Origin of the sequence: Archangium gephyra (assembly GCF_049060025.1) — a bacterium.
Taxonomy (GTDB): Bacteria; Myxococcota; Myxococcia; order Myxococcales; family Myxococcaceae; genus Archangium; species Archangium gephyra_A.
The window spans coordinates 784,365-808,863 of sequence record NZ_JBMEQQ010000002.1 but is presented as its reverse complement, the minus strand read 5'-3'; the positions used below and the strand labels follow the sequence as shown (position 1 = coordinate 808,863).

General features: G+C 69.7%; 21 protein-coding genes. 13 read left to right on the top strand and 8 right to left on the bottom strand.

The genetic code is table 11. The annotated features are described in order from the left end of the window. Positions 1-20: 20 nt before the first annotated feature. Positions 21-404: a ComEA family DNA-binding protein gene (locus ACN28I_RS03685; RefSeq protein ID WP_420940777.1), complete on the bottom strand. Its 384-nt coding sequence runs from the start codon at positions 402-404 to the stop codon at positions 21-23. Between the two features lie 3 nt (positions 405-407). Beyond that, complete coding sequence (locus ACN28I_RS03680; protein ID WP_420940776.1) at positions 408-1,637, bottom strand: aspartate kinase; 1,230 nt, start codon at positions 1,635-1,637, stop codon at positions 408-410. Positions 1,638-1,791: 154 nt separating this feature from the next. On the opposite strand from ACN28I_RS03680, the gene hutH reads away from it, so the two are divergent. The 3 genes from hutH to ACN28I_RS03665 all read left to right on the top strand — a co-directional run bounded on the left by hutH (position 1,792) and on the right by ACN28I_RS03665 (position 5,787). Then, on the top strand, positions 1,792-3,318 hold the full coding sequence (hutH, locus tag ACN28I_RS03675; RefSeq protein WP_420940775.1) for a histidine ammonia-lyase: 1,527 nt from the start codon (positions 1,792-1,794) through the stop codon (positions 3,316-3,318). 75 nt (positions 3,319-3,393) lie between these two features. Next, complete coding sequence (locus ACN28I_RS03670; protein ID WP_420940774.1) at positions 3,394-4,209, top strand: pentapeptide repeat-containing protein; 816 nt, start codon at positions 3,394-3,396, stop codon at positions 4,207-4,209. 108 nt (positions 4,210-4,317) lie between these two features. After that, positions 4,318-5,787 (top strand): carboxylesterase/lipase family protein, encoded by a 1,470-nt coding sequence (locus tag ACN28I_RS03665; RefSeq protein ID WP_420940773.1) that lies wholly within the window; start codon positions 4,318-4,320, stop codon positions 5,785-5,787. Between the two features lies 1 nt (position 5,788). On the opposite strand, the gene ACN28I_RS03660 is transcribed toward ACN28I_RS03665, so the two are convergent. Together ACN28I_RS03660 and ACN28I_RS03655 are read right to left on the bottom strand one after the other, a co-directional pair. Beyond that, a complete protein-coding gene (locus tag ACN28I_RS03660) occupies positions 5,789-7,159 on the bottom strand; it encodes a cytochrome P450 (RefSeq protein ID WP_420948558.1) in 1,371 nt (456 codons plus the stop codon). A 23-nt stretch (positions 7,160-7,182) separates the two neighbouring features. After that, the gene (locus tag ACN28I_RS03655) at positions 7,183-9,210 is read right to left on the bottom strand and encodes a lipoxygenase family protein (protein WP_420940772.1); all 2,028 of its coding nucleotides are present in this window, start codon (positions 9,208-9,210) and stop codon (positions 7,183-7,185) included. A 275-nt stretch (positions 9,211-9,485) separates the two neighbouring features. Between ACN28I_RS03655 and ACN28I_RS03650 the strand changes: the two genes are divergently transcribed. Then, positions 9,486-10,289 (top strand): SDR family NAD(P)-dependent oxidoreductase, encoded by an 804-nt coding sequence (locus ACN28I_RS03650; RefSeq protein ID WP_420940771.1) that lies wholly within the window; start codon positions 9,486-9,488, stop codon positions 10,287-10,289. A gap of 57 nt (positions 10,290-10,346) precedes the next feature. Here ACN28I_RS03650 and ACN28I_RS03645 read toward each other — a convergent pair whose 3' ends face one another. The 3 genes from ACN28I_RS03645 to ACN28I_RS03635 all read right to left on the bottom strand — a co-directional run bounded on the left by ACN28I_RS03645 (position 10,347) and on the right by ACN28I_RS03635 (position 12,762). Further along, on the bottom strand, positions 10,347-11,546 hold the full coding sequence (locus ACN28I_RS03645; RefSeq protein ID WP_420940770.1) for a hypothetical protein: 1,200 nt from the start codon (positions 11,544-11,546) through the stop codon (positions 10,347-10,349). A gap of 230 nt (positions 11,547-11,776) precedes the next feature. Next, complete coding sequence (locus ACN28I_RS03640) at positions 11,777-12,367, bottom strand: hypothetical protein (RefSeq protein ID WP_420940769.1); 591 nt, start codon at positions 12,365-12,367, stop codon at positions 11,777-11,779. 71 nt (positions 12,368-12,438) lie between these two features. Then, positions 12,439-12,762: a hypothetical protein gene (locus ACN28I_RS03635; RefSeq protein WP_420940768.1), complete on the bottom strand. Its 324-nt coding sequence runs from the start codon at positions 12,760-12,762 to the stop codon at positions 12,439-12,441. 119 nt (positions 12,763-12,881) lie between these two features. On the opposite strand from ACN28I_RS03635, the gene ACN28I_RS03630 reads away from it, so the two are divergent. Beyond that, positions 12,882-13,454 carry a GNAT family N-acetyltransferase gene (locus tag ACN28I_RS03630; protein ID WP_420940767.1) on the top strand — a complete coding sequence of 191 codons (573 nt, stop codon included), beginning with the start codon at positions 12,882-12,884 and terminating at the stop codon, positions 13,452-13,454. A 73-nt stretch (positions 13,455-13,527) separates the two neighbouring features. Here the strand turns inward: ACN28I_RS03630 and ACN28I_RS03625 are convergent, their stop codons facing one another. Beyond that, the gene (locus tag ACN28I_RS03625; RefSeq protein ID WP_420940766.1) at positions 13,528-14,604 is read right to left on the bottom strand and encodes an MBL fold metallo-hydrolase; all 1,077 of its coding nucleotides are present in this window, start codon (positions 14,602-14,604) and stop codon (positions 13,528-13,530) included. A 47-nt stretch (positions 14,605-14,651) separates the two neighbouring features. Between ACN28I_RS03625 and ACN28I_RS03620 the strand changes: the two genes are divergently transcribed. The 8 genes from ACN28I_RS03620 (at position 14,652) to ACN28I_RS03585 (ending at position 24,495) form a co-directional block, all read left to right on the top strand. Beyond that, positions 14,652-15,329 carry a TVP38/TMEM64 family protein gene (locus ACN28I_RS03620; protein WP_420940765.1) on the top strand — a complete coding sequence of 226 codons (678 nt, stop codon included), beginning with the start codon at positions 14,652-14,654 and terminating at the stop codon, positions 15,327-15,329. 31 nt (positions 15,330-15,360) lie between these two features. Next, positions 15,361-16,842: a hypothetical protein gene (locus ACN28I_RS03615; protein ID WP_420940764.1), complete on the top strand. Its 1,482-nt coding sequence runs from the start codon at positions 15,361-15,363 to the stop codon at positions 16,840-16,842. 251 nt (positions 16,843-17,093) lie between these two features. Then, positions 17,094-17,930 carry a hypothetical protein gene (locus tag ACN28I_RS03610; protein ID WP_420940763.1) on the top strand — a complete coding sequence of 279 codons (837 nt, stop codon included), beginning with the start codon at positions 17,094-17,096 and terminating at the stop codon, positions 17,928-17,930. Positions 17,931-18,007: 77 nt separating this feature from the next. Further along, positions 18,008-20,167 carry a polyphosphate kinase 1 gene (ppk1, locus tag ACN28I_RS03605; RefSeq protein WP_420940762.1) on the top strand — a complete coding sequence of 720 codons (2,160 nt, stop codon included), beginning with the start codon at positions 18,008-18,010 and terminating at the stop codon, positions 20,165-20,167. Positions 20,168-20,364: 197 nt separating this feature from the next. Further along, entirely contained in the window at positions 20,365-21,309 is a 945-nt protein-coding gene (locus ACN28I_RS03600; RefSeq protein ID WP_420940761.1) for a hypothetical protein, read from the top strand. A gap of 44 nt (positions 21,310-21,353) precedes the next feature. Beyond that, positions 21,354-21,857 (top strand): type IV pilin protein, encoded by a 504-nt coding sequence (locus tag ACN28I_RS03595; RefSeq protein ID WP_420940760.1) that lies wholly within the window; start codon positions 21,354-21,356, stop codon positions 21,855-21,857. Positions 21,858-21,958: 101 nt separating this feature from the next. Then, positions 21,959-22,660, top strand: a complete 702-nt coding sequence (locus tag ACN28I_RS03590) for a YebC/PmpR family DNA-binding transcriptional regulator (RefSeq protein WP_420940759.1) — start codon at positions 21,959-21,961, stop codon at positions 22,658-22,660. A gap of 11 nt (positions 22,661-22,671) precedes the next feature. Then, positions 22,672-24,495, top strand: coding sequence for a tyrosinase family protein (locus tag ACN28I_RS03585; RefSeq protein WP_420940758.1), 1,824 nt, complete (start codon positions 22,672-22,674; stop codon positions 24,493-24,495). Positions 24,496-24,499: the final 4 nt, after the last annotated feature.

Genomic DNA, 24,499 nt, shown 5'->3' with positions numbered 1-24,499 from the left:
ACGCCCCGGGGCGCTGGCGCCTACCGTAGCTCGGTTGTCGCCTGGAGGGTCTCCAGCCGGGCTGCACCCACGCCCGGCACCTCCGCCACCTGCTCCCACGAGGCGAACCGGCCCTGGGCCTCGCGCGCCTGGACGAGGCGCCGGGCGAGCGAGGCGCCCACCCCGGGGACCTTCGCGAGCTCGGCCTCGGAGACGGCGTTGAGATCCAACCGCTGTCCCAGCATCAGGCGCTGCGGGGCGGAGGGCATGGCGCCCTCACCGCACACCGCGACACCCTGCACCACACGCACCGCGCCGGGCTCACAGTCCAGCGCGGGCGTGGAGTCCGGCCAGCGGCCGCGTGCCAGCACGCCCAGGCCCAACAGCCCGAGCGCGGCCACCGCGAGCGCGCCAGTCCGATTCACCGCTCACCCCGCCGCGGGAGCCTTGTCCAGCCCGAACGCCGTATGCAGCGCCCGGACGGCCAGCTCCGTGTACTTCGACTGGATGAGGCAGGAGACCTTGATCTCCGAGGTGGAGATGAGCTGGATGTTGATGCCCTCGCTGGCGAGGATCTGGAACATCTTCGCCGCCACGCCCGAGTGGTTGCGCATGCCCACGCCCACGATGGAGACCTTGGCCACGTCGCCATCCGTCTCCACGCCGCCGGCGTTGATCTCCTTGGCCACCCGCTCGACGACCTCCTTGGCCTTGACCAGGTCCGTCTTGCCCACGGTGAAGGACAGGTCCGTCTTGCCGTCCTTCGAGGCCGTCTGGACGATCAGGTCCACCACGACGTTCTGCTCGTCGAGCGCGCCGAAGATCCTCGCGGCCACACCCGGGATGTCCGGCACGCCGCTGATGGCGAGCTTCGCCTCGTTCTTGTCGTAGGCGATGCCGCTGACGATCACGTTCTCCATCGACTTGTCCTCCTCACACACCAGAGTGCCCGGGTCGTCCGTGAAGGAGGACTTCACCCAGAGCGGCACCTTGTACTTCATCGCGAACTCGACCGAGCGGATCTGCAGGACCTTGGCCCCCACGCTGGCCAGGTCGAGCATCTCCTCATAGGAGATGCGCTCCAGCTTGCGCGCCGCGGGGCACACGTTGGGGTCGGTCGTGTAGACGCCGTCCACGTCCGTGTAGATCTCACAGGCATCGGCCTTGAGCGCCGCGGCCAGTGCCACCGCCGTGGTGTCCGAGCCGCCGCGCCCCAGGGTGGTGACGTTGCCCTGCTCGTCCTGGCCCTGGAAGCCGGCCACCACCACGATGTGCTTCTGTTTGAGCGCCTCGACGATCTTCTCCGCGTCGATGCGTTTGATGCGGGCCTTGGAGAAGATGCTGTCGGTGACGATCTGCACCTGGTGGCCGAGGAAGCTGGTAGCCAGGCCTCCCTGCGCCTGGATGGCCATGGCCACCAGACCGATGGAAACCTGCTCGCCGGTCGCCACCACCACATCCTGCTCGCGCTCGCTCGGCCGGTCGGTGATCTGCGCGACGAGCTTCAACAGGCGGTTGGTCTCTCCGGACATGGCGGAGACGACGACGACCACGTCGTGCCCGGCCTTCTGGGCGGCGATGCAGCGGCGCGCCACGTTCTTCATCCGCTCGGTGTCACCGACCGAGGTTCCGCCGTACTTCTGGACGATCAAGGCCACGTTGGCTGGTTCCTCCTGGAACGGCGCGTCAAGCTAGTGAGGTGGCCCCCCGGCTGTCAAAAGCTCCCTGAGCGGACGGGCTGCACACTGCCACCTGTTGGGATATAGGGTGCGCCCCGCAGTCCCGCCGCACCCGTTGCCTGGAGCCCCCGACATGTACCGCCCCCGCCTTCTGATCGATGGAGACACCCTCCGGCTGGAGGAGATTCTGCAGGTTGCCCGTAACGAGGCGATCGTGCAGCTCACGCCCGAGTCCGAGGCCTGCGTCAAGGCCTCGCGCGAGCTGGTGGAGCGCGTGGCCGCCGGGGATGCCCCCGCCTACGGCATCAACACCGGCTTTGGCACCCTGGCCGAGGTGCGCATCGACAAGAAGGACCTGCGCGAGTTGCAGCGCAACCTCATCCTCTCGCACGCGGCCGGCGTGGGCACCCCCATGTCCCTGCCCGAGGCGCGCGCCCTGCTGCTGCTGCGGTGCAACGTGCTGGCCAAGGGCTTCTCGGGCATCCGTCTGGAGACGCTGCAGCTCGCGCTGGACATGCTGAACAAGGACGTGGTGCCGGTGGTGCCCGAGCGCGGCAGCGTGGGCGCCTCGGGAGACCTGGCGCCGCTGGCGCACCTGGCGCTCGTCTTCATCGGCGAGGGCGAGGCCTTCTTCCAGGGCCAGCGGATGCCGGCCCGGCAGGCGCTGGAGCGCGCGGGGCTGAAGCCGGTGGTGCTGGAGGCCAAGGAGGGCCTGGCGCTCGTCAACGGCACCCAGGCCATGTGCGCCGTGGGCACCCTGCTCCAGCTTCGCGCCGAGATGCTCACCACCGTGGCGGACATCGCCGGCTCCATGACGCTGGAAGGCCTGCTGGGCAGCCACAAGCCCTTCATCCCCGAGATTCAGGAAGTGCGCCCCCACGAGGGCCAGAAGGAGTGCGCGGCCCACCTGCTGAAGCTGCTCGCGGGCAGCGATCTGGTGGAGACGCACGTCAACTGCAGCAAGGTGCAGGATCCGTATTCGCTGCGCTGCATGCCGCAGGTGCATGGCGCGGCTCGCGAGGGGATCGCCTTCGCGCGGCGCATCCTCGAGGTGGAGGTGAACAGCGCCACGGACAACCCGCTCGTCTTCGTGGACAGCGGCCGCATCGTCTCGGGAGGCAACTTCCACGGCCAGCCCATCTCGCTGGCCATGGACGTGACGGCGATGGCGCTCACCCAGCTCTCCTCCATCAGCGAGCGGCGCGTGGAGCAACTGGTGAACCCGGCGCTGTCCAACCTGCCGCCGTTCCTGGCGAAGAACTCGGGATTGAACTCGGGCTTCATGATCGCCCAGGTGACGAGCGCGGCGCTGGTGGCCGAGTCGCGCGTGCTGTGCCACCCGGCCTCGGTGGACTCGATTCCGTCCTCGGCGGGCCGCGAGGACCACGTGTCCATGGGCATGACGGCGGCGCTCAAGGGCCGGCAGGTGGCGGACTTCACGCGCACGTGTCTGGCCATCGAGATTCTGGTGGCGAGCCAGGCGCTGGACTTCCGGCTGCCGGTGAAGGCGGGCCGGGGGCCTCGCGCCGCGCACGAGCTGGTGCGCAGCCGCGTGCCCACCATGGAGAAGGACCGGGAGCTCCACCGCGACATCGAGGCCGTCTGCGAGCTCATCGACTCCGGTGAGCTGCTGCGCGCCGTGCGCGCCGCCACGGCGTAGTCACACGGCACGGGCCTGGGGGCGCACCTGTCTCTTTGGAGCTTGGACCTCGCCAACACGGTAGACTCCGAGGCCATGAGAGTTCGCCCTCACGTTCGCCGGCTCCTGCTGCCGCTCCTGCTGCTGTCTGGTCCCGGCTTGTCCGGGTGCCGGAGCGAGCCCGAGCAGACGCCCCAGCAGAAGGCGCTCCAGAAGGCGAGCCAACGGCTGTTGGAGACGCGGGAGTGCGCCGGCTGTGAACTCTCGGGCGCCATGCTCGAGGGGGCGAACCTGGAAGGGGCTCGCCTCGCGGGTGCGACGCTGGAGGGCGCGAAGCTGGCCCGGGCCCGTCTGGGCAAGGCGGACCTGAGCGGCGCCAACCTGTCAGGCGCCGATGCACGGGGAGCCGACTTCCGCGGAGCGCGGGTCGATGACGCATGGTTCTCGGACATGCAGTTGCAGGGCGCTCTCCTGGAGGGGCTCGATCTGCGCGCCGTGAAGGGACTGCCCTCGGCCAACTTCGAGGGGGCCAACCTCCGCGGCATCAACCTGGAGGAAGCGGGCTTCTATGGCGTGAGCGGGCCCTATCGCCGCACGGAGCCTTCACACGCTTTCTCCGTCTCGGCCGGAGGCGCGTGGCTGGTGCGTGCGGACCTCTCCGGGGCGAACCTCCGCTACGCCGTCCTGTCCCGGTGCAACCTCGAGGGGGCCATTCTCAGGGACGCCGATCTGCGCAGCGCCGACCTGACGAAGGCCAACCTGAAGGACGTACAACTGCAGGGGGCACGGTTGTCGAAAGCCACCTGGGAGGATGGGCGCACATGCGCGGTTGACAGCGCGGAGACGAGCGAGACCCAGCCGAAGCCGGTGACGACCGCGGGGTGCTTCCAACTCGCCGCATCGAACCCGTAGCGGAAATAACCAAAGAGCGAGTCGTACACCACGAGATGGAGGCCCAGGGTCGTCGCCCGGCCGACGAGCCACGATGCCTGCCGCGTGCCCACGTGAGATGCTGCGCGGATGACGGAGATACGAGAGGGCCTCGTCGAGACCGCGCAGGGTCGCGTGCAGGGCCAGAAGACGGGGGCGGTCTGGTCCTGGATGGGCCTTCCCTTCGCGGAGCCGCCCGTCGGGCCGCTGCGCTTCCGGGCGCCCCAGCCTCCCAGGCCGTGGACAGGCGTGCGGGAGGCGAACCGGGCCGCGGCCACCGCCATCCAGCCGGGCACGTTCCCCGAGCCGATGGATGGGTGGCTGAATCAGCGGAGCGAGGACTGCCTCTACCTGAATGTCTGGTCCCCCGCGGCGGACGGGCGCAAGCGTCCGGTGGTGGTGTGGATCCACGGAGGCTCCTACGAGACGGGCAGCGGCGACGGGTACCGGGGCCACCTCCTGGCCGAGCAGGGCGACATCGTCTTCGTCAGCATCAACTACCGCCTCGGCGCCCTGGCCTTCCTGAACCTGCGAGGGCTGTTCGACGACGAGCGCTTCGACGCCAATACCGGGCTGCTCGATCAGGTCGCGGCGCTGCGGTGGGTGAAGGAGAACATCGCCGCCTTCGGAGGAGATCCGGAGCGTGTCACGATCGCGGGGGAGTCCGCGGGCTCGGGCTCCGTGGTGTCCTTGATGGTGATGGAGGCCGCGCGGGGCCTGTTCCATGGCGCCATCTCCCAGAGCGCCGGGTTGACGCTGACCACGGACTGGGAGGACAGCCTGCGGATCGCCCAGGAGTTCGCCGGCCAGCTGGGCGTGGGCCGGGACACCCGTGAGCGGCTCTGGCAGTTGCCCGCCAGCCACCTCCTCCGGGCGATGCACGCCACCAAGAAGACGCGGCCGGAGGGATTCATGACCCGGCCCTATTTCGATGGCCAGGTGTTGCCCGCCTCCCTCGAGGAGGCCTACGCGCGGCCCACCCCGGACGTCCCGCTGTTGATTGGCAGCAACCTGGACGAGCACCGCTATTTCACCGTCCTGCGCGTGCCCGTCCTGCCGCTGACCCGTGCGCGCCTCGCCAACACGCTGATGATCCGGCTGGGGGCCCAGGCGGCGGACGAGCTCCTCCGGCTCTACCCGGACGACGTCCGGGGGCTGACGGATCTGGGCAGTGATCTGGCGTTCACCATGCCCAGCATCCACTTCTCGGAGCGCCACGTCCGGCACGCCCCGGTCTGGCGCTACCGGCTGGACTACCCCTCCCCGCTCTTCAAGCTGGGGGCGATGCACGCGCTCGACCTGTTCCTGCTCTTCCCCTTCCCCGCCCTCGTCAGCCAGCTGCTGCTGGGCAGGGCCACGCCGGAGCTGAAGGCGCTCCAGCAGCGCTTCCAGCAGCACTGGCTCCACTTCGTGCGCGAGGGCCGTCCGCTCGACGACTGGCCCGCCTACGAGCTGGAGAAGCGCCAGACCCTCCTCTTCAACCTGAGCGATCAGGTCGTGAGCGATCCGCAGGGCGAGCGCCGCAGAGCCTGGGCGGGCCGGGATGCGCCGGTGCGCTGACTCAGCGCGCGACGAACCTCGTGCGCACCCCCTTGGGGAGGACCACGCCGAAGAAGAAGTCTTCCTCGAAGGGCTCCGTCGACTCGGCCTGCACCCTGGCGCGCGCCGCGATCGTCGCCACGGCCGTGCGCAGGAACACCATGGCGAAATCGGTGGCCACGCACATGCGAGGGCCCCGGCCGAACGGAAAGAAGTGGCCGCTGCCGATGGGGTCACGCGCCGCGCCCCCTTCCAACCATCGCGCGGGCTCGAAGGCGTCCGGGTTGGCCCAGTGCGCGGGGTCGCGGTGCAGGTGCTGGTTGGAGATCATGAGCGTCGTCCCCGCCGGCAACGTGACGCCGGCGAACTGCACGTCCCGGACCGGGGTGCGGATGACGATGCGGACCGCGGGAAGAAGCCGCAACGCCTCGAGGGTGACGGCCTCGATCCACCGCGCGTCGTTCAAACGCTCGAGGGTGGGTGGGCCCCCGGCGAACGTGGCGGCCTCGGCCACCAGACGCGCCTCGGCCTCGGGGTGCTTCTGGAGCTGGTGGAACGCGCCCACCAGCGTGGTGCACGAGGAGAAGACACCGCCGTAGAACATCAGCGCGACGTGGCGCGCCAGCCACGCGTCATCGTGGCCGGGCATCTCGCGCAGCATCCACGACATCAAATCCGTGGCACCCGGCTTCGGTGACTTCCGCAGCGCGCCGAGGCGCTCCTCGAAGAACCGGTAGAAGCGCTCACGGGCGGCCTCGAAGCCCTTGGGCAACGAGACGAAGCTCAAGGGCAGATTGGACTTGAGCCGGGCATCCGCTCCCTTGGCGAGCAGCATGAAGTCCTCGTACACCGAGTCCGGCGTCTTCTCGCCCATACCGGCAACGGCGAAGGTGTCGAACGTCATCCGGCGGAGCACGGTCGCGAGCTCGTCCGTCTTCCCGCTCGCGATGAGGGAATCGACGGACTCGGCGATCACCGCCTGCATGGGGGCGACCTGGGCGGCCAGCCACCGAGGGGACCAGGGCTGGACGAAGGGATCCTGCTTGTGCTTGGTGGCCCAATCTCCATTCAGGTTCGCGATGAAGATCGAGTGCTCCGTGATGGACGGCTTGAGCTGCTCGTGGAGCGCGCCCTTCTCGAACTCCATGCGGCGGGAGTCGAGCACCTGCTCGATGAGCGTGGGGTCGTTGAGGACCAGGGCCGGCTTGGGCCCCAACCAGACCACGGTGACGCCTCCGTACTCACGGCCATAGCGCGCGCAGACGTTCCAGGGCTTCGCACCCCCGAGGAAGTCTCCGGCGTTGCCGAGGATCCCAGGCACGGGCCCGGGTAGGGAGGCGAAGGCCTTGCGCTTGGAGCCAAAGAACAGGTTGAAGATGCCTTGCGACAACATGTTGGGCACGGGGAGTTCCTTCCTCAAACAGTGATGCCGCAGGGAATCTTGTCGGCTTGAAGAACGGTGTAGGGCACTTCGCGCTTCGTGTTGCGGGCCTTCACCGCGTCGAGCTGGGCGCGCAACCGCTCGTAGAGCCGCTCCCGGATGGCGAGGAACCCGGGCTCCTGGAAGTACGTCTCGCGCCACCCGCCCTCGTTGAGCAGGAACTCCTCGTCCTCGCCGAAGCTGGCGAGCGCGCGTCCGATGGTGACCTGCCAGAGAGTCTGGGAGCGGGTCGGAATCATGTCGGCGAGGTCTTCCCGGCGCAGCACGCCCTTCTTCGCCGGGGGAGGCTTGCGCATGCACAGCGGCGCGTTGGGGACGAAGGCGTAGTGCTCGTACTGGAGGTAGTTCACCGCGGCGTGGTGGACGCTGCCCGTGTAGAGCACGGTGGTGAGGATGCCGGTGAGGTCCGCGACACGCTCGAGCCTGGCGCAGGGCATCTTGTCCGCGGGGATGCCGTGCTCGAGGAGATCGGCCCACCAGGCCTGGAGCTCGGTGTCGTTCACGAGGTCGGCGTCGGACGCGTAGAAGGGGGCGAGCACGCCACCCACATACTCCTCGAGCGCGTCCCACAGCGGCAGGGCATCGTCCCGGTACGGGTAGTCGGGCAGGATCGCCGGGTCGAGCACGCCCCGGCGCTCGAAGTCCAGGCGCGGATTGTTGTCCGCCAGCTTCCAGCGCTGGTAGCCCTTCTGGCCCAGCTTGATGTGGCCCTTGTCCGGGCCACCGGTGGCGATGAAGTCGTCGAACACGCCGCCTTCGTCGAGCAGGCCCTTGCGCGCCCCGTCGTTGATGGCGAGCGTGTAGCGGAAGTGGCGGCGCAGCAGTTTGTAGACGGGGTGCGGATCCGGCAGGTTGCGCATCGTCGCCATGACGAACGGCTCCACCACGAAGTGCGTGCGCAGCGCGTGCGCGATCATCTGGTGGGTGTTTCCCTCGCTGCAGCGCAGGTAGATCTTCGCGGCGAGCCAATCCGCCTCGGAATCATTCGGGGTGAAGACGGGATCCTTCGCCGGATCCCGGCCCAGCTGGATCGCGAGCGGACGCAGCCGCTTGGAGTCCTCGAGGTAGAGCAGGCACCGGGACGCGGGCGCCCAGCGCCGCTCCTCGACCCCGTGCTCGTCCGTCTTGCGGAACATGGGAATGCCCTCGAGCACCTCGAAGTCGATCAGGAACACCCGCCTGGCCTCGAGCGCCCCGGCCAGCGAGGTGCCCGGCGACAGGAGACCCCGGACGTCATGGTCCGTGAGCGGCATCCCCTCGGGCAGCGCGGTGATGCTCGTGATGTGGAGCGGATTGACGCCCTGGACGGCCTGCCGCGCGAACTCGTGGTCGTCCTGCCACCGCTCGGCGACCTTGGGCAATTCCACGTGCCTGAGGATGCCGAGGGTATCCACCAGTCCATTCCAGGCATTGGTCAGGAGGGGCAGGTGCAGCCGGATCATGGCCATCGTCTTGGCGATGACGCCCTCGTAGCTGCCCTCGGTGAGGCCCCGGTACAGCTCGTCCTTGGGCAGCGGGCGCTCCTTGCTGATGTCGAGCGAGCCGGGCAACAGGGCAGCCGCCCCGGCGGGGCGCCAGGGGTACATCTTCTTGCGGTTCTCGAGCAGCGCGCGGCGGGCCTCCAGCGCGCGCGCGTGACGCACGTTCTGCGGCAACCCGGCGGAGCCCTCGAGGACCTCGGCCGTCGTCTTGCCCAGGATCCAGCGGTAGTACGGGAAGTGCCAGCTCTTGTCACCCGAGGTGACGTGGGCGGAGTCGAGGAGCCAGTCACTCGTCAGACCCGCGGAGTTGGTGAAGCGCAGCAGGAGCAGCTCACCGACATCCTGGGACTCGAGCGTATAGACATCCTCCGTCCCCGCCTCGAAGTCGTTGTGGAAGCGCTTGTCCAGGACGTGCTGCTCGCTCTCTCCCAACGAGCCCACCAGAACAACGCGGATGTCGGCGTCCGTCCCTGATCCCAGACGAGCGCCCGTGCGAACCTTGATCTTGTATTCCACGCTCATGGCGGGCGCTCCGATGCAGAGCGCATGCCTGAGGACCGCATCGCCTCATGACGGGCACTCCAGTGCCAGGGGCCCCCCGAGCCGCGGGGCTGACGTGTCAATGGCACGGACTGACGCGTCAATGACACGGGCTGACGCGTCAAGAACCGTCATGGCCGGCCCTGAAGAGGGGCCGGTTCAGCGGCGCTTCACCGCGCGTGGAGCAGGCGAAGCCGCCGAGGCGGTGCCTCGACTTCGGCTCGGGACTTGCTGGTGCCGTGCCAGAGGAGGATGCAATGACGAGCTATGATTTGAAGGGCCGCAGGGTACTTGTCACCGGGGGAGCACGCGGACTGGGGGCCGGCATCGCCGGGGCGATGGCGCGCGCGGGCGCGGACGTGATGGTGGCCGACCTGCTCGAGGAGGAGGGGCGCAAAACGGTGGACGCCCTGCGTCGGGAGGGGGCGCGGGCCGCCTTCGTGAAACTCGACGTGACGTCCGAGGCGGACTGGGAGCGCGGCATCGCGCGCACCCTCGAGGAGCTCGGCGGGCTGGAAGTCCTCGTCAACAACGCGGGCATCGAGATCTCCGCGCTGGTCGTGGACATCGACCCCGAGGAACTGCGCCGCATGCTGGACGTCAACGTGGTGGGCGTGGCGCTCGGCCTCAAGCACGGCCTGCGCGCCATGCGCCCCGGGGGCAAGGCCGGCGCCGGCGGGTGCATCATCAACATCTCCTCCGTGGCGGCCACCATCGCCCTCCCGGGAATTGCCGGCTACTCGGCCACCAAATCGGCCGTGGACCGCATGACCCGCATCGCCGCGCAGGAGTCCGGCAGGCTTGGTTACGGCGTGCGTGTCAACTGCATCTACCCCGGGCTCGTTCCCACGGCGATGGGCACCGGGCTCGCCGAGAGCATGGTGAAGCTCGGGCTCGCGCCGAGCACGGAAGCGGCCGTCCGCGACGTCATTGGCCAGACGCCGCTGGGCCGGCTCGGCGAGGTGTCGGACATGGCGGATGCCGCCGTCTTCCTCGCCTCGGACGCCTCGCGGTTCATCACGGGCATCGGTCTGCCGGTAGACGGCGGCATGGGCATGTGAGCGACGTGGGGGGGCGGCTGCCCCCCCACTCTCACTTGAATCCCATGAATCAATCCCTCACGGGTGAAGCGAAAGCTTGAGGTCGTCTCGCATCTGCTTGCGGATGCCATACAAGCCCGAGTTGGGGAAGGGCCCTCCGTTCCGGGTCTCCTCGGCGAGGATGGGATAGAACGGATCGGCGCGAACCGCGGGCGCCTCGTAGACGTCGAGCGCGGCGGGCAGGAGGTAGCGGGGCACGCGCGCCGCCTCCGGGGCATCCTCGCTCATCAAGATCCACTCGAAGGTGCTCGCCTGGCTCATGTACTGCACGAACGCGAGCGCCGCCCTCTCACATTCGCCGGTGCAGCGCACTCCCAGGAAGTAGGAGTCCGTGAACAGGATGGGGCGGCTCCCGTCCGCCAGCGGAGCGGAGGAAATCTTGATGGCGGAGGGGCTCTCTCCCGCCGGGAGATTCTTGAGGATGACATGCAAACGCTCGGAGTACCCGGCGGTGGCGTCGGCCTTGTTCTCGGCGAACAGCCTGGCGGGCAGGTCGGCGTTCTCCTCGAGGTCATACGTCCCGTCGAGACAGGGATTGCTTCCGGAGACGTCACAGGTGCTGGCGAAGGCGCGCAGTGACTGGAGCACCTCGGAATCGTAGCTCGAGGTCGTCACGGCGGACTGAAGACCCTCCAGGCCCTTGGCGTCCGCCCAGGCATCCAGATAGAGCGAGGGAAGGTTCCAGCTCCCGAGCAGATTCACGGCCATATCGGGAACGGCCGTGTTCCGGGCTTCCAGGGCCTGGACCAACGCGCTCACCGTCCCCGCCTGGCGCACGGCCTCATCGCGCGACATGACGAAGTGGCCACAGAGCCAGTGCGGTACGCCGTAGAGGGCGTTCTGCTCCGTATGGGTGGAGGCCGCGACCCCCGACGGATGCCAGTCAATGTTCTCCGGCAGCCGCGGCCATGGACGCACCCCGCCCTCGGCGACCAGCTCCCCCAATATCGCCGTATCCGTCTCGATGACGTCGTAGCTGCATTCCCCCTCCCCCTTCAGCGAGCGCGCGATCTGCGCCGGCTCATAGAAATCATCCTTGAAGCAGGAAGGATTGAGCACGAGATCGATGTCCGGGTGCGCACGCTCGAACTCCGTCTCGATCCGTGTGGCCATGGCGTTGAAGCGATCGCCAGCCGCATCGGGGATGTACGGATAGAGCGGAACCCTGAGAACCGTCTTCTCCTGGGTGGGCGGCTCGCAGCCCAGAAGCAGGGACATGGCTACACCGCAAACGAAAGACACTCGGGTCATGGGATGTGAGGGCATGGGTTTGTACTGTGGGCCTTTCCGGACACGAACGATGCTCGACTATGGCGGCCTGGAAAGGTACGCGGAAGAGACATGAAGCTCGACAAACAGGACCACCGCTCCCTGGTGCTCTGGGCCACGGACTGTGCCGAGGCCCGTGCGTGGCGTTTCCCGCCCGAGGCCCTGACTGAGACCGCGCGCTACTCCCAGGAGACGTCGTACACGAAGCGGGTAGCGCGCGGGCCCAGGGCGTGCAGTTCCACCCGCCCCTTGCGGTTGCAGCGGTGCAGGAACATCTCGAAGGCCCCCGCGAGCGCCTGCGCGAAGGTCCCCTCGAGCAGCAACACGGGTGGAACGTCCTCCAGCCTCATCTCCACCCGGTTGTTCTCCGTCTGCTCGTGGCGGGGTTGGTACACGAGCCGCCCACAATCGCGGAACGCCTGCTCCCACGCGTAGGTGGACCACTTGAGCAGCGCCTGCGGCGTCAGGCCGAGGAGCCTCGCCGCGCCGTCGAAGAGGTTCTGCAGCAGCGGGTAGGAAGCCATGCGGTCCGCCTGCTCGGAGAGGAACTGGCGGAAGCCGGGAGTGCCCAGCGCGGAGTGGAGGGGCTCCGTGAGCTTCATGCTCTCCTCGATGGGCACCCACCCCATCCGGGGGGTGGTTTCAATGAGCGAGAGTGTCTGCTCGGGGACCCGTGGCAACACCCGGCGCTGCTTGTCAGCGGGCAATGCCCGGGCCCCTTCGAGGATCATCCTGCAGACGAAGCCGCGAATGGCGGGCTGGGGGGACATGACTCCTCATTGTGTCACACCGCCCGTCTTCCAGAAGTTCTGGGCCGCCTTCCATCAGGCGGCTCCGGGACTTACCGGGCGCCGCGGCCCGCGCAGAGGTCCGGCAGGCGGCAGGACACCTCGGTGGGAGCGCCAGCGGAGTCCCTCGACTCGACGCCGCACGGTTCTCCCTCGACATGGGTGGCGAGCGCGGAGCACAGCCGCTCACAGGTGGTGTCCGAACCGACGGTGCTGCCGTCGGGGAACTGGAAGCGCGGGGGAACGGTGACCCGCCGGTTCTCCTGGTCACCCTCGCCGGAGTCGCAGTCGTTCAGGGGAGCGTTGCAGGCGGCGAGCGCCAGGGCGGGCGCGAGGAGAAACAACCGGGCAACGGTCAGGCGGGTCGTGGTCGTCATGTCGTGGTGTCTCGAGTCCCTGCCGGCCTCAGGTGCGGTGAGTCTGGCACACGCGGCCCGAGCGTGTCAGTGGCTCGAGGGTGTCCGCCGTCCCGCGAGCGCTCTAAACTGGGGACACCATGCTCACTGGTGCCTCGACCCTGCCCACCCTGGAGACGCCCCGCCTGCGCCTGCGCTGGATGACGGAGGCGGACATCCCCGCGCTCTTCGAGCTCTTCTCCCACCCCGAGGTGACACGCTACTGGAGCTGGTCCGCGTACACCGAGCTGGCCCAGGCGGAGAAGCTGTTGCGCAACATCCACCATCACTTCGCCGAGCGCTCGCTCTTCAATTGGGGCTTCGCCCGGCGCGAGGACGACCGGATCATCGGCACCTGCACCCTGTCGGATCTGAGCGCCCAGCACCGGCGCGCGAATCTCGGCTACGCGCTGAACCGCGCCTGGTGGGGCCACGGTTACGGGCGGGAGGCGGCGCGCCGGTTGGTGGAGTTCGGCTTCACCTCGCTCGAGCTGCACCGGCTGGAGGCGGACGTGGACCCGCGCAATACAAGCTCCCTCCAGGCACTCGAGAGCCTGGGGTTCCAGCGCGAGGGGTACCAGCGCCAGCGCTACCTCCTCGATGGCGAGCTCCAGGACGCGGTGCTGTACGGACTGTTGCGGCCGGAGTGGCGGCCGGATCCCGCATCCCCCTGAAAGAGCACATGGACACCCACGAGAGCGGGGGCGGCACGAAGCCGCTGGAGTTCTGGAGCCAGGAGGGCCGCCCTCAAGGCGTGGGCACGGGAGGAACGTCTCGCCCCTCGCCGAAGCCCAGCACCCACCACTCGGGGGCCTGCACTCCCCGCTCCGCCAGCACCCGCTTCAGCTCCTCCACCGGCTCGTTCTCACCATCGTCCGCGAGCCTGAAGGTGCCGTAGTGCATGGGGACGCTGTAGCGCGCTCCCAGGTCCACGCTGGCCTGGACGGCCTCGCCCGGCGACACGTGCACCGGGGACATGAACCACTCGGGCTTGTAGGCGCCAATGGGCAGCACCGCCAGGCGCATGGGGCCGAAGCGCTCACGGGCCTCGGCGAACTGCCGGCCCCAGCCCGTGTCCCCCGCGAAGTAGGTGGCCCCATGCGGGCCCCGGAAGACGTAGCCCGTCCACAGCGTGCCGCCGCGATCGAACAGGCCCCGGTTGGAGAAGTGCTGGGTGCGCGCGCTCACCAGCGTCACCTCGGGGCCCAGGGGGAACTCCTGCCACCAGTCCACGTCCGTCACCTGGCGCAGGCCCTTGCTCTCGAGGAAGGCCCGGTTGCCCAGGCCCGCGAAGATGCGCAGCCCGGGGAACTTCTCCTGGAGCCGCCGCAGCGTGGCCACGTCCATGTGATCATAGTGGTTGTGGCTGAGCACCACCACGTCGATGGGCGGCAGATCCTCGAAACGGATGCCCGGCGGCCGCACCCGCTTGGGGCCCACGAAGGAGACCGGGCTGCAGCGCTCGCTGTAGATGGGGTCCGTGAGGATGTTGAGCCCGTCCAACTGCAGCAGCACCGTGGCGTGGTTGATGAACGTCACCCGCAGGGCGCCGCGTTCCACGCGCTCGGGAGGAGGCGGGCCGGGAGGCACGTCGTGCCACTCCGTCCACGGGCCCGGCTTCCGGTTGAGCTGCCAGTCCAGGAAGCTCCCCCTCTGCTCCCGGGGCTCCAGGTTGACGAAGCGCTTCCCATCGAAGTGGTCCGTCTTCGGGCCCTTCCAGGTCGGAGCCGAGAAGATGCAGCCGCCCATGCCCACGCCACCCGCGATGAAGGCCAACAACACGGCCAGGGACAGGAGCAACCGGCGCGGCAGGGTTCGTTTCATGGGGCTCCTTCTACCCGGGATTCGCGCTCGCCTGCTATTCAGCGGCCATGAACCGGGGCACCAGACGCGCGGTGGGGTGGATGGGCTTCTGCGGGGTGCTCCTGCTCCTCCTGCTCGTCCCCTTCTTCCTCTGGGGCGCGGACCTGGAGCTCGCCGCGCGCGGCTTCCTCGGGACACGCCGGCCGGACTGGCAGGTGGCGCTGGTGCTGGGTGGACTGCTGGCCGGTGACCTCGCCCTGCCCGTGCCCTCCAGCCTCGCCGCCACCGGCGCCGGTGCACTGCTCGGCTTCTGGCGGGGCACGTTGACCTGCTGGGCCGGTATGACGGTGGGATGCGTGCTGGGCTATCTGCTCGGCGCCAGGGCGGGAGGAGCCGCCCTGCGGCGCATGGTGGGCGAGTCCGAGGTGGCCCGCTTCGCCCGCCTGGCCGAACGCCATGGCCCCTGGTTCCTCGTCGCCCTGCGCGCGGTGCCCGTGCTGGCCGAGGCCTCCGTGGTCTTCGCGGGAGTCAGCCGCATGCCGTGGCGCGGTTTCCTGACCGCGTCCCTGCTCGCCAACCTGGGCATCTCCGCCACCTATGCGGCGGTGGGGGCCTCCGCCGCGCGCGCCGGCTCCTTCCTGATCTTCTTCGCCGGCATGGTGCTCCTCCCCGCGGCGGCGCTGTGGCTCGTCCGGTACGCCACGGCCCGGCGCGCGCACGCCGAGAGAAATCAGACGCGCTCGTAGTCCCGGAGCTTCGTGCCGTCCGGCGGATTCCATGTCCGCACTGGGGAAGAGATGCGCCCTCCCGAGCGTCATCGGGCTGGTGCCCTCCCTCCGCATCCTCTCCTGGCTGCTCTTGGGGACCGCCTGCCTGCTCTGGGTGGTGGCCCTCGGCTTCGTGGCGATCTGGCCGCGGGAGCCCACGGGTGCGCGCCAGTTGAGCTGGTCGGACGCCGCCGGCCACCCTCTCGCTTCGGCCCCCAGCAGTTGCGGCCGGGACGCCCGCTTTCCCGTGCTCGCCCAGGAGAACCAGGTGTGGGTCCCCTGCCCGGCCGCGGCCGATCTCCCCACCGGCACCTTCGCCCTTCTCCAGCCCCGGCGCGGGGAAGCCCGGCTCCTTCCTCCCCTGCCCGAGCGGCTGTCGCTCGACCGGGTGGAAGGCCTGCTTCCCGGGCCCGGTGGCCTCGTGGGGCTCGTCTATCGGGCGAGCACCCGCACGTCCGTGGCGGGCGGCGTGTTCGAGGTGCTCGTGGCGGCCGTGGCGAGCGCGGAGGGCTGGCTCGTGCCTCCGGAGCGACTTCCGGGTGGAACCGGGAGCCGCCTGCTCGGCCTGGCGTGGGCGGACAACCGGCTGGAGGTAGCGCTCGCGCCCGCACGCGGCGAGGACGCGCGGGCCGAGGCCGCGGACGCGGTGGTCGTCCGGGTGGGTGACACGGACCTTCCCCGCACCGTCACCCGCGAGGAGATGTGCCTGGATCGCCTGGACTGCGTCGTGCGCGTGGCCTGGAACGCGAGCCTCGCTCAGGGCTGGCGCTTCCTCATCGAGGACGGAGGCACCCTGCGCGAGGTGCGCGAGAGCGGGGCCGGCGAGGTGGCCGGACAGTCCGTCCAGTTGCTGGCCGGGCTCGATCTGCGCGTGGCGGGACGCATGCGCCCTCCGGGCCTGCCGCCCACCCATCGGCTCGAACCGGACGGCAGCATCCTCCCCTCGGAGCCACCGCCCTCCGGGTTGCGCCCCCTGCCCGCGCCGGGAGTGGCCGAGGGCACCCGGCTCGAGACCTTCTCCCGTTTCCTGCCGGAACAGGGCACGGGCGCCATCCATGAAGGGCGGGGCCAGCGGTGGCACACGGCCACCGGGGCGGATGGCACGTTGCGGGTGGGTGAAGGCACCGGGGCCCTGACCCCTATCGCCCGCCTCGACGGCCCCTGTACCCGCCTGCCCACCGGCTTCCTCGTGCCCTCGCGCCGGGGCCTCACGCTGCTCACCCCCGAGGGGTGCCACGTGGGCCTCACCGCCTCGGGCCGGCGTGCCGACCCGCTCAACCTCTTCGAGCACCTCTCGCGGAGCCGCGTCCCCTCCGCCGTGCCCGCGCTGCTCTTCCTCCTGCTCGCGCTGCCGGCGCTGCTCATCCCCGCGGGCCTGTCGAGCCGGCCCCGCGCCCACGAGCACCGGCTGCTCACCGGCGCGCTGCTCGCCTCCTGCTACCTGCTCGGCGCCGTGCCGATCATCTCCTGGCTCTGGCCGCTGCTGTCCTGACGCACTAATCGTGGATGCCAGTCCGCGGGCCCCCCGTTCCGAGCGTCCATCGAGGAAGTGGGCCCGGGTGGGAGGCCGCTCGCGCACGCTCGCTTCCCAGAAGTGGGACACGACATCCCATTTCCGGTGGGCTCCCGCCGGGTGAACACAACGGGCTTCCCCCGTTTGCTGAACTGAACGAATGCGAGCCTGCCCGCTTGGCGCTACCGGGCCGCGGCACCACATTTCTCCCCCACGATAGGAGAACCCCCATGAAGCCGCTCGCCGCAAACCGTCTGGTCCTCTCGAGGAAGCAGCACCGCGCCTGCACCCTGAGTGTCTCGAGGGCAGAGCTCGAGCAGCGTCTGGGGCCTCCGCTCGCCATCGGCGACGAGGGGGACGGCCTGGGGCCCCGCTACCGGTGGGAGTACCAGGGAGAGTGTGGTCTCGAGCTGCTCATCGACCTCCCGCGCGAGTCGTCCCCCGCGGCGCAAGAGGCCGTGCTGTGGATGAAGCACCTGGAGGTCGAGCACGCGCTGGAGCACCTGGGCCTCGCCACCGACCGGGTGATGTGGCGGGCGGACATGATGGAGCCGCTGCCGCTGGATGGCTGGGCCGTGGTGCGGCAGGACGGCGCCGGCAACCGGTTCGACATCTGCGTGCTCTCCGTCGCGGACCATGCGGAGTGCCTGGCGCGGTGGCTGGAGGCGCGCGCCCACGAGCAGACCTACGACGTGGAAGCTCCGGGGGACGAAGCCGAAGTCCCGGCGGACCGCCCCGCGCACCTGGGCCCTCCCGAGCCAGGACGAGCACGCCGCCTCCCTGTAGTGGGTGGGGCTCGCACGCCTGCCCCTTCCACGTGCGCCCCGCCATCCGGCGCCTCCAGGGCGGTGCCCTCGCCGTGTCCAGTACCCACCTTCGTGGAAACGAAGGAGACCGACATGGCGGGAATTCGTAAATCCAAGGCGAAGAAGCTGCAGGCGGAGGCATCCGAGGCGACGGGCCGTACCCGCAAGGGCCGCAACAAGGTTCCGAAGATCACCCGGACGGACTCGAAGAAGGGGGGTCCCAAGTCGGGTGAGCGCAGAGGTTCGCGCGGCAACGCCTGAGGCCCTGCTCACGAAGGTTTCACCCTCCGCATGGCCCCGGCCTGATACACCGCTCGCCCGCGACCCAGAGAGCGGACATGCCCAAGCGCGCATCCTCCAGCCGGAACGGTTCCACCAAACCCGTCGAGCGGGACATCATCCCGCCCGGAGCGGACGTGCCGGACAGCGGCCTCTTCTTCAACCGGGAGCTGTCCTGGCTCGCCTTCAACAACCGGGTCCTCCAACTGGCCGAGGACGCCTCGGTGCCGTTGATGGAGCGGGTGAAGTTCTGCGCCATCTACGCCCGCAACCTCGATGAGTTCTTCATGATCCGCGTGGCGCGCCTGCACGAGCAGGTGCGCAACCGCGTGGCGCGGCTGGTGCCGGATGGCGCCACCCCGGGCGAGACGCTCGACAGGCTGCATGATCGCATCCTCGAGCAGGCCCGGCGCCACAGCGACTGCTTCGAGCGCCAGCTCCGCCCCGCCCTGGCCGACAAGGGCCTGCGCATCCTCTCCATGAAGGAGCTCGACGCCGAGTCGCGCGCCCTGCTGAATCAGCGCTTCCGCGAGCAGATCTTCCCCGTGCTCACCCCGCTGGCCATCGGCCTGGGGCGGCACTTCCCCTACATCTCCAACCTGTCGCTCAGCCTGGCGGTGCTGCTGAGGGATCCGGTGACGGAGACGGAGAACGTGGCGCGGGTGAAGGTGCCCAAGGAGCTGCTGCCCCGCTTCGTCCCGCTCAAGGGGGGCACGACCTTCGTCCCCCTCGAGGAGATCATCGCCCACCACCTGGACGCCCTCTTCCCCGGCATGGAGGTGCTGGACCGGGGGCTGTTCCGCGTCACCCGGGACGCGGACTTCACCGTGTCCGAGGACGCGGAGGATCTCCTGGTGGCGGTGCAGACGGAGCTGCGCCAGCGCCGCTTCGGCGACGTCATCCGCCTGGAGGTGCAGGCGGGGATGAGCCCCAAGATGCTCGAGCCCCTCATGGAGGCGCTCACGCTGGAGCCGCGCCAGCTCTACGAGGAGCAGGGGCTGCTGGACTACACGGATTTGATGTCCGTGGTGTCCACGCCGGGCTTCGCCGAGCTGAGGGATCCGCCCTGGACGCCCGTCACCCAGCCCCGCCTGAAGGCCGAGGGGGACGGGGGCGAGGTCAGCACGGTGCTGTCCGCCATGCGGCGGGGGGATCTGCTCGTCCACCACCCCTACGAGTCCTTCGCCACCTCGGTGGAGCGCTTCGTCACGGAGGCGGTGGAGGATCCGGACGTCCTGGCCATCAAGCAGACCGTGTACCGCACCTCGGACAAGTCCCCGCTGGTGCCCACGCTCATCCGCGCCACCGAACGGGGCAAGCAGGCCGTGTGCATGGTGGAGCTCAAGGCGCGCTTCGACGAGCGCACCAACATCCAATGGGCGCTGGCGCTGGAGGAGGCGGGGGTGCACGTCGTCTACGGCATCCCCGGCCTCAAGACGCACGCCAAGGCCATCCTCATCGTCCGCCGCGAGGGCGAGCGGGTGCGCCACTACGTCCACGTGGGCACGGGCAACTACAATTCGAAGACGGCCCGCCTCTACACGGACCTGGGGCTCTTCACCACGGACCCGGAGATCGGCGCGGACGTGGCGGATCTCTTCAACTTCCTCACCGGCTTCGCCCGCCCGAAAACCTTCCGCAAGCTGCTGGTGGCCCCCATCAACATGCGCGAGGGCCTGCTCGAGCACATCCGCCGCACCATCGCCGAGCACTCCGCCGAGCGCCCCGCCCGCATCGCGATGAAGATGAACGCGCTGGTGGACCCGGCGATGATCCGCGCCCTCTATGACGCCTCGCGCGCCGGCGTGAAGGTGGACCTCAACGTGCGCGGCATCTGCTGCCTGCGGCCCAACGTCCCCGGCGTCTCGGAGAACATCCGCGTCGTCTCCACGCTGGGCCGCTTCCTGGAGCACTCGCGCATCTACCTCTTCGAGCGCGGCGGCGGAACGCGCTGCTACATCGGCTCGGCGGACCTCATGCCCCGCAACCTGGACCACCGCGTGGAGGCCCTCACGCCCGTGGAGGATCCCCAGCTCCTCGCCCAGGTGAGGGATCTGCTCGACCGGAGCCTCGCGGACAACACCCATGCCTGGGTGCTCGACACGGACGGCTCGTGGAAGCGCCGCGCACCGGAGGGCGACAAGCGCTGGTCCCAGGGCGAGCTGATGGATCGCGCGGTGCGCATGGCCCAGGCCTCCTCCGGCCGGCCCCTGCCCTGACCCCGCCCACAGCCCCCCGGGACGCGGGCCTTCCGGCTTTTCCGGAGAGCCCGCCTTCTGTTGCACCTGCAACCGTGCAGTGGGGTGAATTCCCGGGAGGAGGACGGGAGGGGCCCACCGGGGCGGTGGCGGGCAGACGATTGAATTGAGGCCCGCAGAGGACGGATGATGGAGGCCCCGTCTTCCCGCCTGGGCCCATGTCAAACGATCAGCAGAACCCCCTGACGCCGACTTCGGAAGCGAGCCTGCTCGACGCCGTGGCGCAGGCTCACAAGAAATTGGATCAGCCCGCGACCTGGCCCGGCAACGTGCCCACCCAGATCCAGGCCCTGGAAGTGCTGTGCGGAAAGCGGACGCTGGCCATCTCCCTGCCCAACGCCCGCAGGCTGCAGGAGAAGCTCACGCTGCCCGAGCGCGAGGTCCTCATGGACGAGGGCCTGGCCGATTCCCTGCGCAACGCCGTCGCGGTGCGCTGGCGCCTGGCCGCGGCGCAGGATCTGCTGCTGACCGCCGGAGGACGGGTGGATCAGGTGGCGCTCGAGGCGCTGCTCGCCGAGGTGGACCGGACCCTGGAGGCGCTGCGCGCCGCGACCCCGGCCTCCCCGGACATGGGGCTGGCCATTGATCGCACCTGGGAGACGCTGACCCAGGAGGCCGTGGACTTCGCCAGCAACGTGAAGGCGGCGGCCTCGGGCCAGCCGATCGCGGCGCCCCCGCCCGCGCCTGCGCATGGGGCGCCGAAGAAGCCCGCCGCCACCGGCAAGGTGACGTTCCAGCCGGACGAGGCCGAGCAGAAGAAGAAGGCCCCCCAGGGGCCGAACAAGTCCCTGTTCATCGGGCTGGGCGTGGCGGTGGCCCTGGCGGGCGCCTACCACGGCGTCAACCTGAACCAGGCCCCCCCACCGCTGCCCCCCGCCTACACCCATCCGGGCGCGCCCCCCGACACCGTCATCCTCTCCAATGCGTCCGACGGCTCCCTGCTGATGCGCTCGACGCGCATGGGCCCCCTCACGCCGCAGCAGCAGGCGTGGATCAAGCAGCAGGAGGCCCGGGGCATGCAGATGAAGCCCCAGGGCTCGGGCAGCTACCTCCTCGTTCCCGCCGCGAAGGCTCCGGCCACCGCGGGCACCACCCCTCCGTGAACCGCGCGTTCCTCTCTCTGCTGTCGCCTCGAAGGAGGCCTGTCATGGCGAACCGAAAGCTTCACCCCGGCCCCGCTCGGCGGGGTTTCACGCTCATCGAGCTGATGATCGTCGTCTGCATCGTCGGCCTTCTGTCCACGGTGGCGCTGCCGGAGTTCCAGAACATCCTGCTGCGCTCCAAGCAGGCCGAGCGGGAGATGATGATGAACTCCATCATGCGCGTGCTGAACGAGTATGTCGCCGCGCACGGTGGGCAGTTCCCGGGAGGGAATGACCCGGACCTGCCGTGGAATCCGCCGGATCCTCCGAATGGCGCCAAGGCGCGCTTCGTCATGGAGACGGGGCACTGGCCGGACCTGGGGTGGGCGCCCGACGGGATGCTCTACTACCGCTATGAGGTCCGCCGCACGGCGCCCGACGAGGTGACCGTCACCTCCCAGGGTGACCTGAATGGCAACCTGCTGGTGAGCTACAAGGCCTACGTCTACAAGCTGCAGAACGGCAGCTGGCAGAAGCTGTCCGAGACCGAGTACGGCGATCGGTTCTGAGCGCCGTCCCAGGCCCTCGGTCCGGCGACTGTCCATCCGAGGGCCTCTCCGGCCGCCTGAGTTGGTGAACGCGGCCCCGGAATGAGGTAGGAGCCCATCCCATGGGCGCTCAATGGAAGCACAAGGGCCGCACCGAGCATGCGGCCGCGAAGGGCCGGCTCTTCACCAAGCTGGTCAAGGAACTCATCGTCGCCGCCAAGACCGGCGGTGCCGAGCCGGGCAGCAATCCCCGGCTCCGCATGGCGATGGATGCGGCGAAGAAGGCCTCGATGCCGCGTGACACGCTCGAGCGTGCCATCAAGAAGGGCGCGGGCCTGCTCGACGAGCCGGTGAACTACGAGGTGGTGACGTACGAGGGCTTCGCCCCCCACCAGGTGCCGGTGATCGTCGAGTGCCTCACCGAGAACAAGACCCGCACCGCCGCCAACATCCGGCTGCTGTTCCGCAAGGGGCAGATCGCCACCAGCGGCGCGGTGTCCTGGGACTTCAACCGCCTGGGCGTCATCGAGGCCACGCCGCCCGAGGCCGGCGCGGATGCGGAGACCGCGGCGATCGAGGCGGGCGCGCAGGAGCTCGAAGCCGGTGAGGAGGGCGCCACGCGCTTCTTCACCGCCGCGACGGATCTCGACACCGTGAGCCGCGCCCTGACGGGCATGGGCTGGACGGTGAGCTCGCAGAACCTGGCGTGGATCGCCAAGAATCCGGTGTCGCTCGAGGGTGAGGCGCGCGCCGAGGTCGAGGCCTTCCTGGAGGCCATGGACGAGGACGACGACGTCCAGAACATCTACGTCGGCCTCAAGTGAGCCCCGCGCCGGTGGAGCCGAACGAGCGGGCGCGGGCGCTGCTGTGCCGGGAGTCCCCGCCCCCTCCCCTGCCCAGGACGGCCCGGGGGGAGCCCGAGCTGTTCGGGCCGCCCTCCACCCTCCATCGGTTCCTCCCCTCCCTGCCCTCGCACCTCCAGCACGCGCTGTCCCTGGCGGACCGCCTCATGGAGCTGGCCAACGCGCGGCCCGGTGAGGAGGGATTGGGAGCGGTGCTGGACGAGGCCGAGCGGCAGGCCCGGACGGGAGACCCCGAGTGGGCGAAGTACGCGCTGCGCGTCTTCATCGCCCACCACCCCGAGGGCCGCCGGCTGTCCGTGCCCCCCCTGCGGGAGCGTGCGCCCCACCAGGTGCTGCCTTCGGGGCGCCCCGAGCTGCCCCGGAAGGGGAACCCCGGCACGCCCGGCGCGGAGATCTGGCTGGACTACTTCCGCGAGGACACCGGGCTCAACGAGCACGTGGAGACGTGGCCGGTGCTGTACCCGGCGGCGGGCCTTCCGGACCCGGCACGGCCCGGGCACCGCCTCCTCCCGGAGGGACGCAGCGAGTGGTTCGGGTACGTGCGCCAGCAGTTGCTGGCCCGCTACGACACGGAGCGGCTGTCGTTCGGCATACCCCGCACCGTGCCCCTGGGGGACTACGCGTCGCCCATCAACGAGGGCTATGACGCGGGGCTGCCCGGCTTCGCCCCCCGGCCGCCCGGCCTGAGCCCGAGGGATCTGCCCGGCTACAGCGTCACCGACCATGCGATGCGCCGCGATCGCCTCTTCACCGCGGCCTCCTCGGGGCTGCTGTGGCGGGAGGAGACGCCCCTCGTCATCGAGCGCCTGGAGCAGCTCGCCGACACGGCCGAGTCCAACCCGGGCTCCGTGGATGGCGAGGCCTGGGCGGAGCCGCTCGGCCCCTACGGCGCGCACCACCACCTGGGCCACGTGCTGTTCGGTTGCCTGACGGCGCCGCGGGACAAGACGGGCCTGCCCGGAGTCCTGGCGTCGCCGGCCACCGCGGCGAGGGATCCGCTCTTCTACCGCTGGCACCGCCACGTGGACGACATCCTCGACGCCTGGCGGAGCACGCACCTGCCGCCGTCCGAGCTGTCCGGCGGGCCCCAGGTGCTGGTGCGCAAGTGGCTCGGCGAGGGCATCTATCCGGCCCACCAGAGCCCGGACATCCTCCTGTGCTTCGTCAAGGACATCCCCGGGGGGACGTCACCGGACTTCGACGGGCAGCGCTGGGGCGAGGCCACCTTCGGCGGAGACTACTGGACCAGTCCTCCCCCCTCCTTCCGCTCGAGCACGCACGCGCTGAACACCTTCATGGCGCAGCACCGGGTGCTCCTGCCGGACGGGCGGGAGGTGATGAAGCAGCACCTGGACCACGAACCCTTCCACTACTTCTTCCGGGTGGAGAACCTGCTGCCCCAGGAGCGGAAGGTGACGGTGCGCATCTACCTGGCGGGGGATGCGTACGCCGAGGATCGCCGGATGTGGATGGAGATGGACCGGTTCGAGCACACGCTGCGGCCCTCGGAGCAGGCGGTCATCTTCCGGCCGGCGCGCCTCGCGTCCGTGGTGCACGAGCGGGGCTGGCCGGCGAACCTGCTGCTGCCGCGCGGCCGGCGCGAGGGCATGCTCTTCCGCTTCATGGTGATGATCACCCCATGGGAGCAGGAGCCCACGGGGGAGGCGCTGGAGGACACGCGCGAGCCGGGCTACCCCTTCAACCGGCCCGTGCCTCCGGGGCAGCGCATCGCGGACCTGCTCCTCCAGCCCCACATCGCGACGCGGAACATCTGGATCCACCACGTCACGCCGTGAGCGC

Coding starts and splice junctions, on each gene's coding strand:
- ACN28I_RS03640 (WP_420940769.1), bottom strand. CDS start 12,367: ATGTCCCCCCAGCCCGCCATTCGCGGCTTCGTCTGCAGGATGATCCTC.
- ACN28I_RS03590 (WP_420940759.1), top strand. CDS start 21,959: ATGGGCGCTCAATGGAAGCACAAGGGCCGCACCGAGCATGCGGCCGCG.
- ACN28I_RS03610 (WP_420940763.1), top strand. CDS start 17,094: ATGAAGCCGCTCGCCGCAAACCGTCTGGTCCTCTCGAGGAAGCAGCAC.
- hutH (WP_420940775.1), top strand. CDS start 1,792: ATGTACCGCCCCCGCCTTCTGATCGATGGAGACACCCTCCGGCTGGAG.
- ppk1 (WP_420940762.1), top strand. CDS start 18,008: ATGCCCAAGCGCGCATCCTCCAGCCGGAACGGTTCCACCAAACCCGTC.
- ACN28I_RS03660 (WP_420948558.1), bottom strand. CDS start 7,159: ATGTTGTCGCAAGGCATCTTCAACCTGTTCTTTGGCTCCAAGCGCAAG.
- ACN28I_RS03600 (WP_420940761.1), top strand. CDS start 20,365: ATGTCAAACGATCAGCAGAACCCCCTGACGCCGACTTCGGAAGCGAGC.
- ACN28I_RS03665 (WP_420940773.1), top strand. CDS start 4,318: ATGACGGAGATACGAGAGGGCCTCGTCGAGACCGCGCAGGGTCGCGTG.
- ACN28I_RS03670 (WP_420940774.1), top strand. CDS start 3,394: ATGAGAGTTCGCCCTCACGTTCGCCGGCTCCTGCTGCCGCTCCTGCTG.
- ACN28I_RS03595 (WP_420940760.1), top strand. CDS start 21,354: ATGGCGAACCGAAAGCTTCACCCCGGCCCCGCTCGGCGGGGTTTCACG.
- ACN28I_RS03635 (WP_420940768.1), bottom strand. CDS start 12,762: ATGACGACCACGACCCGCCTGACCGTTGCCCGGTTGTTTCTCCTCGCG.
- ACN28I_RS03650 (WP_420940771.1), top strand. CDS start 9,486: ATGACGAGCTATGATTTGAAGGGCCGCAGGGTACTTGTCACCGGGGGA.
- ACN28I_RS03625 (WP_420940766.1), bottom strand. CDS start 14,604: ATGAAACGAACCCTGCCGCGCCGGTTGCTCCTGTCCCTGGCCGTGTTG.
- ACN28I_RS03655 (WP_420940772.1), bottom strand. CDS start 9,210: ATGAGCGTGGAATACAAGATCAAGGTTCGCACGGGCGCTCGTCTGGGA.
- ACN28I_RS03620 (WP_420940765.1), top strand. CDS start 14,652: ATGAACCGGGGCACCAGACGCGCGGTGGGGTGGATGGGCTTCTGCGGG.
- ACN28I_RS03615 (WP_420940764.1), top strand. CDS start 15,361: ATGTCCGCACTGGGGAAGAGATGCGCCCTCCCGAGCGTCATCGGGCTG.
- ACN28I_RS03630 (WP_420940767.1), top strand. CDS start 12,882: ATGCTCACTGGTGCCTCGACCCTGCCCACCCTGGAGACGCCCCGCCTG.
- ACN28I_RS03645 (WP_420940770.1), bottom strand. CDS start 11,546: ATGTCCCTGCTTCTGGGCTGCGAGCCGCCCACCCAGGAGAAGACGGTT.